The sequence below is a fragment of the Candidatus Glassbacteria bacterium genome, from assembly GCA_019456185.1.
Taxonomy (GTDB): domain Bacteria; phylum Gemmatimonadota; class Glassbacteria; order GWA2-58-10; family GWA2-58-10; genus JAJRTS01.
Window position 1 is genome coordinate 1 of sequence record VRUH01000098.1, and the last position, 7000, is coordinate 7000.

A 7000-nucleotide genomic window follows, 5' to 3' on the forward strand; every position below is an offset into this window, starting at 1 on the left:
CCTCCCTCCCTGGAGAAAACTTCCGTCACCGGCCCTTCCAGCGCCTCGCGCTCGGCCCTGGTCCGGTTGGGTACATAGGTGTAAACTTCCATGTCAAGCGTCCCGCTCAGCTCATTCTTGAACTGGTAGGTTTCGGGAGTCAGGTACCCGTTATCGACAAACAGCACACGGGTCCCCGGCGCGGCCTCGCCGACCAGGTGCAGCATCACCGCCGAGTGCAAGCCGAAACTGGTGGACAGGATCAGCGAGTCGCCGAAACGCCCCCGAGCCCACAGGATTCGCTCGATCGGGCTTCTGCCGGCCAGCAATTCATTCGCTTCCCGCAGTTCGCGCTGATCGAGATCGGCATTTTGTGCGGATCCCACTGGCATAATCACTTACTCCTCCCGGCTGGCCGGCTTGCCGAAATACTGCCGGCTTTGTTACTCAAAACTTCTGTAAGCGGCGGTCCTGCTTGACAACCGCCCAATGTTCATTACTTTGATTGATTTAATGCAGTATGGCAAATATATCACATTCAGACAGATCAGTCAAGAGTTAACCTTCTCCTTATCGAAACCGGCTGGAAGGTTGCGTGACGGCTGTCTGTTAAGCGGATACTTGCCCAGCCAGCCTGTCGAGAGTATAATAGTTCAAAATCCACTAACCACTCTGCCCTTCAGGGAGGAATCAGATGAATCTATCGAGGATAACCGCCGGCTTTCTGTCACTGGCTGTCGCCATCATCCCGCTTACCGGATCCGGAGCGTTTGCCGGCGACGCCACGGTGAATGCCGCCGACTACCGGAGTTCCGGCTCCCACACTTCAGGTATCCAGGAGGCTGTCTACGCCCTGGGCGAGGGCGGCGGGACCGTGCTGATCCCGGCCGGTGTTTACGAAATCGACCGGGCGATCCACCTGGGCACGGGTGTCCAGCTCAAGGGCGAGGGCGAACACACGGTTATTGCGCGCAGGGACGAGCCCGTGCAGGTAAAAATTACCCAGCCCGCCCTGACTGGCGGCACAAGTGTGACCGTGGCCGACGCCTCTGTGTTTCGTGTCGGCCAGGAAGTGACTGTGCGCAGCGACGATTCGCACGGCTGGTGGTGCGCCCACGCTTACATAACAAGTATTGACGGTAACACGGTCCAGCTCGACCGCGAACTGGTCCACGATTACAAGCCCGATGAAAACGCCTCGCTCAACAATTTCTTCCCCGCGCTCTACGCAATCGAAAAAAAGCTGATCCGGATCGAGGACCTGGCGATCGACGGGCGGCTGGGGGAGAACCGGGATTTCGAGAACGACTTCACGGTCAGCGCGATCCACACCCGCGACGTTTCGGACAGCTATATCGCCAGGGTGCATATCACCGGCTGGCCCGGCGACGGGGTCAGCATCCAGACCGGCGACAACGTGACCGTGACCGAGTGCACCAGCGAGCACAACCTGGGCCACGGATTCCATCCGGGCACCGGGATCGCCAGCGGCAGCTGGACCAACAACGTGGGCCGGTTCAACGGCTGGGACGGCCTCTATTTCTGCCACCGGGTGCGTCATACCACCGTCTCGGGAAACCGGTTCCACGATAACGGCTGGAACGGGATCGGCGGGCTGGGAGTGGGCGGCGACGGCGGCGACCGCTACAACGTGATCAGCGAAAACTTCTGTTACAACAACGCCCGCTGCGGAATCGAGGCGACCAACGGCGGCAACAATATCGTGGTCAACAATGTCTGCGAGAACAACAGCCGCTCCGAAGCCGGCCGTTATCCCGGCATCCTGGTGGAGGACACTCATTCCAGCGTAATCAGCGGCAACCGCTGCCTCGATTTCCAGGACCCCGCCGAAGACAAGACTCAGGGCTGGGGAATCCTGGTGGTCGGCGACAGCCACGGCAACGTGATCCTGGGCAACATCCTCTCCGGCCATATCCACGGCGGAGTGGGCGGCGAGGCGCTGGACCGCAACGTGGTGGCCGACAATATCACCCACGATGAGCATGTGCCGGCCGGGAAGTAGGCAGGTGATGAGAGCGATCGGAATATCAGCCCTGTTTGTCGCGATCCTGCTGGCAGGGGCAACTTGCGGGGCCGGGAATGAAGCTCTAAAAAATTTCGAGCCGGGCGAACTGAGCGTGGCGCGGCTGGAGAAAGCCGCCCGTGCCGCCGGGGTCCAGCTCGAACGGGTGGAGGCGCAGATCCCGGCCGCGCACAGACCCGGGGTGGAATTCCGTACTCTGGCCTGGGATGACAGCCTGCTGGTGGAGCTGCGCCGGCGCTACGACCTGGCCGGAGTGATCGACAGCGCGCGCCACGAGTGGCACGCCCAGTTGCTGCTCAACCACTGGATCCACAACCGGATCGAAAACGGCACACCGGGAGCCGAGGTCTCAAACGCGATTGAAATTCTCGATGCGGCCGCCGAGGGCAAAACGTTCTGGTGCAGCTATTATGCGATCACTTACACCCAGTGCGCGCTGGCCCTGGGCTGGCAGGCGCGCAAGATCAGCCTGGACCATCTCCACGACCACGGCGGCGCGGGCAGCCGCCATCACGGGGCAACCGAGGTCTGGAGCAACCGCTGGCGCAAGTGGATCTATCTCGACCCCCAGAGCAACCTTCATTTCGAGCGCAGGGGTGTGCCGCTTTCAGCCTGGGAGGTCCGCTCCGAGTGGCTGCGTAACGGCGGCGAGGATGTGGACCACGTGACCGGAGTCCCCCCGGACACGGTGCACAAAAACCCGGCGATCCTCTGGTGGGACCTGGAGGACGAGGACGAGACCGCGCTGTTCTTCTGGCTGATCTACCACGACAGCTATGCCACCTGGGACTCAACCAGCCCCAGCCCGTTCTACACTCCCGTCGACAGCCATACCGAGGGCAAAACCTGGTACCAGGGCGGGGACTCGCTGTACCTGCACGCCGGCTACCAAAAGAACCTGTTCCATCCGGTGGAGGATATCGGGGACCTCCACTGGACAGTCGGCGTGGTGGAGGCGGAGATAACGGGAGTCGAGCGGGGGAAGATAATCCTGGCGCTGGAGAGCCGGCAGCCGGATTTCGCGCGCTTCGAGGTCAGTTTCGACGGCGACGACTGGGAAGAGGTGGAAAACCCGGCGCGGCTTGAGTGGAGCCTGCATATGGGCCTCAACGGCATCTCGCTGCGAGCACTCAACAAGGCGGGGGTCAGCGGACCGAGGACTACGGTTGTGCTGAACTGAAGGTCAGGATTTGGTATAAACACCCTTGCCGGACCGCTCACCCCGCTGCGATGAGACCGTGGACTCGATCACCAGCGCCCCGTCGGCAATCGACCACTTTTCCACCGAATCCATCTCGAAACTCCGGCCGCTCCAGGAAAAGTTTGTTTTAGAGGTGATCGTCAGCGTTTTGCCGTCAGCGGACCATTCCGCGGTTGAAACGCTGGAGCGGTTTTCACTCTCGTTCTTGCACTCCTCGCCGTCCAGGGTGTAGGTGGACTCGATGGAGACCTCCTGCCCGTCACGGTTGCGGCGAAAAGATTCGACCTCGAGCTTGTCGCCATCCTGCTTGATTACCATTTTCGTGGCCAGGAAGCTCCTCCTGCCCGACTCGCCCATCTCGCTTTTGGCCGTGTCGAGGGTCCATTCACCGCTGAAATCGACCGAATTTTTTTCGTCGGCAAGAACTCCCGAGCAAATAAGCAGAACCAAAGCGATGCAGAGGTACAGGTAGCGCATGGCGGCCTCCGGACAATGGGTTGATTGGAAAAAATGACTTCCTGGATTTAATTATATATCCCAAAAGTGGAAAAACAAATGATTCCACGCCGAATAAGTTCCGGCGGAGAGGATCGGCGTGCGGATAGAGAGTTGTACCGGCGTCTCAGCCCTTCAACTCCGCCAGCTTCTCTTTCACTTTCTCGACGTGGCCTTTGGCTATAACATTCGGCCAGGCGTGGGCGATAGTGCCGTCCGGGCCGATCAGGAACGTACTGCGCTGCACGCCCATGTACTCGCGGCCATAGTTTTTCTTGAGCTTCCAGGCCCCGTAAGCCTCCAGCGCCACGTGCTCCGGGTCGGAGAGCAGCACCAGGTTCAGGCCCTGCTTTTCGATAAAACCCCGGTGGCTGCTGGTGCTGTCCGGGCTGACCCCGACCACCACCGCGTCCAGCCCGCTGAACTCGTTCCTCCGGGCTGTGAAATCGCAGGCCTCGGTGGTGCAGCCCGGCGTATTGTCCTTGGGATAGAAATAGAGCACCACCCACTTGCCCTTGAGGCTATCGAGCGTCACTTCCCGGTCATCCTGGTTCTGCAGCGCGAAGCCGGGAGCCTTGTCACCCGCCTTGACCATCACTCCTCCATCATTCAATCTTTACAAAGGAAAAAAAGGGGCGAAGCCGCGACGGCTCCACCCCGGTGATTCAATACCGTTCAGCTTGACACGATTTACGGCTGATCCTCATCAGGGGCATCCTGCTGCCCGACATCAGGGGCATCCTGCTGCCTGACATCAGAACCTTCCTGCTGCCCGACATCAGAACTTTCCTGCTGCCCGACATCAGAACCTTCCTGCTGCCCGACATCAGAACCTTCCTGCTGCCCGACATCAGAACCTTCCTGCTGACCGACATCAGAACCTTCCTGCTGACCGACATCAGAACCTTCCTGCTGCCCGACATCCGGAACATCCTGCTGTTCAACCGACGGCTCGGGGACAGCAGCAGTCTGTCCGCAGGCGCCGCAGGTGTTTATCCCCAGCAACAAGTAGAGCGGGCACAAGCCGATGAGGGTAGTGGTGACCGGCAGCAGGCCGATCAGACCCCACCAGGACTTGAAATACAGCCCGAGAGCGATAATGGCCAGCCCGACGATGATCCGGACTGTTTTGTCAACCGATCCGATATTGCGCTTCATCGGTCATCCCTCCTGTTACTCGTTGACGGTGACGAGGTAACAAAGACGAAGAGATGTCCCCCGTGTAGTGGAGGTCGTCTCTTCGCGCTAAACATGCAAACGCATGCTTAATTGCCGCCTTGGTCCTGGGCCACGGTGCGTCCACCCATTTCCTTGTCGATCAGGTAAATTCCGCCCGGATAGCCCTCGACCATTTTCAGCTTATCAATCACAGCCTGAGCGCTGGCTTCCTCTTCCACCTGCTCCTCGACAAACCAGTTGAGCAGCACGCGGGTGGCGTTGTCATTGTTGCTGTCGGCCAGCGCGCACAGGTCATTGATCCGTCCGGTAACCATCTGCTCGTGTTTGAGCGTGTCCTGAAAAACGGCCAGGGGCGATTTCCATGATTTCTGCGGGGCAGGCAGGGCCTGGAGCTCCACGTCGGCGCCCTTGTCGTGAAGGTAGCCGTAGAACTTCATCACATGGCCCATTTCCTCCTGGGCCTGCATTTCCAGCCAGCCGGCGAACCCTTCGAGATTCTGGGCCTTGAACCAGCTTGACATCGAAAGATAAAGGTAGCTACTGTACAACTCGGACTGAATCTGGTCATTAAGGGCCGCCTGCATCTTTTTGCTCAGCATCGTCAACTCCTGTTGTTTTAAATTGTAATATACACTAGATCATAAGATCATAAGATCATAGTCAAAATTACGGGTACCTGAATTATAATCGAGTCTGATTGAAGCCACAAGGTGAATTGATTGTGAATCCGCGTCTCGTTAGCATCTTCGTCCCGATACAGCAATCCGCTCCCTGCGACGATTATCTCATCCTGCGGTAACCGCTCAGGTTTTCTTCCCCGATAGCCACCTCCTTACCCTTGCGTTCACACTCCGGGCAGACGCCCACGAACTCCACTTTGTACCCCAGAATCCTGAAATCGCTGCGGACACCGGCCCTCTGCCCGACATCCCGGGCAGCCTCGCGGGGCAGATCGCCCACCTGGCCGCAAACGAGGCAGTGCACGTGGTAATGCTCGTGCATCGTACCGTCGTAACGGGTGCGGCCGCCATCGCGGAGAGTATGGATTTCACCGTCGGCCGCCAGGGTCTGCAGATTGCGGTAGACCGTGCCGAGACTGATTCTCGGCAACCGTCTGCGGACTCCGGCGTAGATCTCATCGGCTGTCGGGTGAGATTTCGTGCTCCTCAGTTCCTCGAGGATCAGCTTTCTCTGCCGCGTCATCCTGCGTGCCGGCGTAGCATTCATCTTCCGATTCACCATCCGGGAAAAACTTACCAGTATTAGTTCCTGTTAGCAACATATGAAAAGAGACGCCAGAAGTCAAGGGCTTTTTCAATCATGATCAGCCCTCGATTCGTTCCAGGAGTTTGATGCAGAACATCAGCGTGCGCGGGACGTGGAAAAAGCATTTGTAGGGACCGCCTTTGAGCTGGTGGGTTGGCGCACCCTGACGGTCCAGGTAGCCGAACCACTCGCCATGTTCCCGGTCAATCAGGCGGTCAGCGATATAGTCCCAGGTCCGTTCGAAATATCCGGCGTATTTGTCATTGCCGCTGAGACTCCAGGCCAGCAGCGTTCCGTAAAGCGCCTCGCAGAGGGGCCACCACAGTTTCATCTGCCATTCCAGCTGTAGCGGAGGACGGTTTTCGGAGTCGAGGAAATAGTATATCCCGCCGTGAGCGTTATCCCAGCCGCGCTCGAACGACCATTCGATCATTTCAAGCGCCCTCTGACGGTGTTCCTCGATCCCGCGGGCTTCAAGATACTCCAGTACGAACCAGCCGGCCTCGATTGCATGACCGGGATTCATCAGCCGTCCCTCGCTGCCCGGCAGGTGACTGCCGTCGGGGGCCACGTTTTCCAGCACCAGCTTCCGTCCCGGATCGGCGTGGATCATCACTTCCGCCACCCAGCCCTCCATGCGTTCGGCATGGGGAAAATCATCGCGGCCGCGCGAGAACTGTTCGGCGGCGCACAGAAGCATCATCGGCACACTCATCGCCGAAACCTCCGGCCGTCCCTCCAGCATCGGCCTGCCCAGCAGGCGCGGATTGTCGGCCAGCTCCACCACCTTGTCGAACATCAGCAGGGCCTCGGCGGCCAGACGGTTCTCACCGGTG

9 protein-coding genes are annotated in these 7000 nt (G+C 59.2%); 2 read left to right on the plus strand and 7 right to left on the minus strand.

Annotated features, from left to right (window positions below; genetic code table 11):
- The coding region (locus FVQ81_17800) for a phosphoadenosine phosphosulfate reductase family protein (protein ID MBW7998386.1) at window positions 1-371 on the minus strand (371 nt) is incomplete at its 3' end.
- A 302-nt stretch (window positions 372-673) separates the two neighbouring features.
- Between FVQ81_17800 and FVQ81_17805 the strand changes: the two genes are divergently transcribed.
- Both FVQ81_17805 and FVQ81_17810 read left to right on the plus strand, forming a co-directional pair.
- Window positions 674-2002 (plus strand): right-handed parallel beta-helix repeat-containing protein, encoded by a 1329-nt coding sequence (locus tag FVQ81_17805; protein ID MBW7998387.1) that lies wholly within the window; start codon window positions 674-676, stop codon window positions 2000-2002.
- Window positions 2003-2009: 7 nt separating this feature from the next.
- Entirely contained in the window at window positions 2010-3203 is a 1194-nt protein-coding gene (locus tag FVQ81_17810; protein ID MBW7998388.1) for a hypothetical protein, read from the plus strand.
- Between the two features lie 3 nt (window positions 3204-3206).
- Here the strand turns inward: FVQ81_17810 and FVQ81_17815 are convergent, their stop codons facing one another.
- The 6 genes from FVQ81_17815 to FVQ81_17840 all read right to left on the minus strand — a co-directional run.
- A complete protein-coding gene (locus tag FVQ81_17815; protein ID MBW7998389.1) occupies window positions 3207-3701 on the minus strand; it encodes a hypothetical protein in 495 nt (164 codons plus the stop codon).
- 145 nt (window positions 3702-3846) lie between these two features.
- On the minus strand, window positions 3847-4314 hold the full coding sequence (locus tag FVQ81_17820) for a peroxiredoxin (protein MBW7998390.1): 468 nt from the start codon (window positions 4312-4314) through the stop codon (window positions 3847-3849).
- A gap of 95 nt (window positions 4315-4409) precedes the next feature.
- Entirely contained in the window at window positions 4410-4877 is a 468-nt protein-coding gene (locus FVQ81_17825) for a DUF2892 domain-containing protein (GenBank protein MBW7998391.1), read from the minus strand.
- 107 nt (window positions 4878-4984) lie between these two features.
- Window positions 4985-5497, minus strand: a complete 513-nt coding sequence (locus FVQ81_17830) for a ferritin (GenBank protein MBW7998392.1) — start codon at window positions 5495-5497, stop codon at window positions 4985-4987.
- 181 nt (window positions 5498-5678) lie between these two features.
- The gene (locus FVQ81_17835) at window positions 5679-6125 is read right to left on the minus strand and encodes a transcriptional repressor (protein MBW7998393.1); all 447 of its coding nucleotides are present in this window, start codon (window positions 6123-6125) and stop codon (window positions 5679-5681) included.
- A 97-nt stretch (window positions 6126-6222) separates the two neighbouring features.
- Window positions 6223-7000: N-acylglucosamine 2-epimerase (locus FVQ81_17840; protein MBW7998394.1), on the minus strand; the 778-nt coding region annotated here is incomplete at its 5' end.

Bases quoted from the DNA above. Each gene is read 5' to 3' on its own strand.
- FVQ81_17815 (MBW7998389.1), bottom strand. From the start codon at position 3,701: ATGCGCTACCTGTACCTCTGCATCGCTTTGGTTCTGCTTATTTGCTCG.
- FVQ81_17825 (MBW7998391.1), bottom strand. From the start codon at position 4,877: ATGAAGCGCAATATCGGATCGGTTGACAAAACAGTCCGGATCATCGTC.
- FVQ81_17805 (MBW7998387.1), top strand. From the start codon at position 674: ATGAATCTATCGAGGATAACCGCCGGCTTTCTGTCACTGGCTGTCGCC.
- FVQ81_17810 (MBW7998388.1), top strand. From the start codon at position 2,010: ATGAGAGCGATCGGAATATCAGCCCTGTTTGTCGCGATCCTGCTGGCA.
- FVQ81_17835 (MBW7998393.1), bottom strand. From the start codon at position 6,125: ATGAATGCTACGCCGGCACGCAGGATGACGCGGCAGAGAAAGCTGATC.
- FVQ81_17820 (MBW7998390.1), bottom strand. From the start codon at position 4,314: ATGGTCAAGGCGGGTGACAAGGCTCCCGGCTTCGCGCTGCAGAACCAG.
- FVQ81_17830 (MBW7998392.1), bottom strand. From the start codon at position 5,497: ATGCTGAGCAAAAAGATGCAGGCGGCCCTTAATGACCAGATTCAGTCC.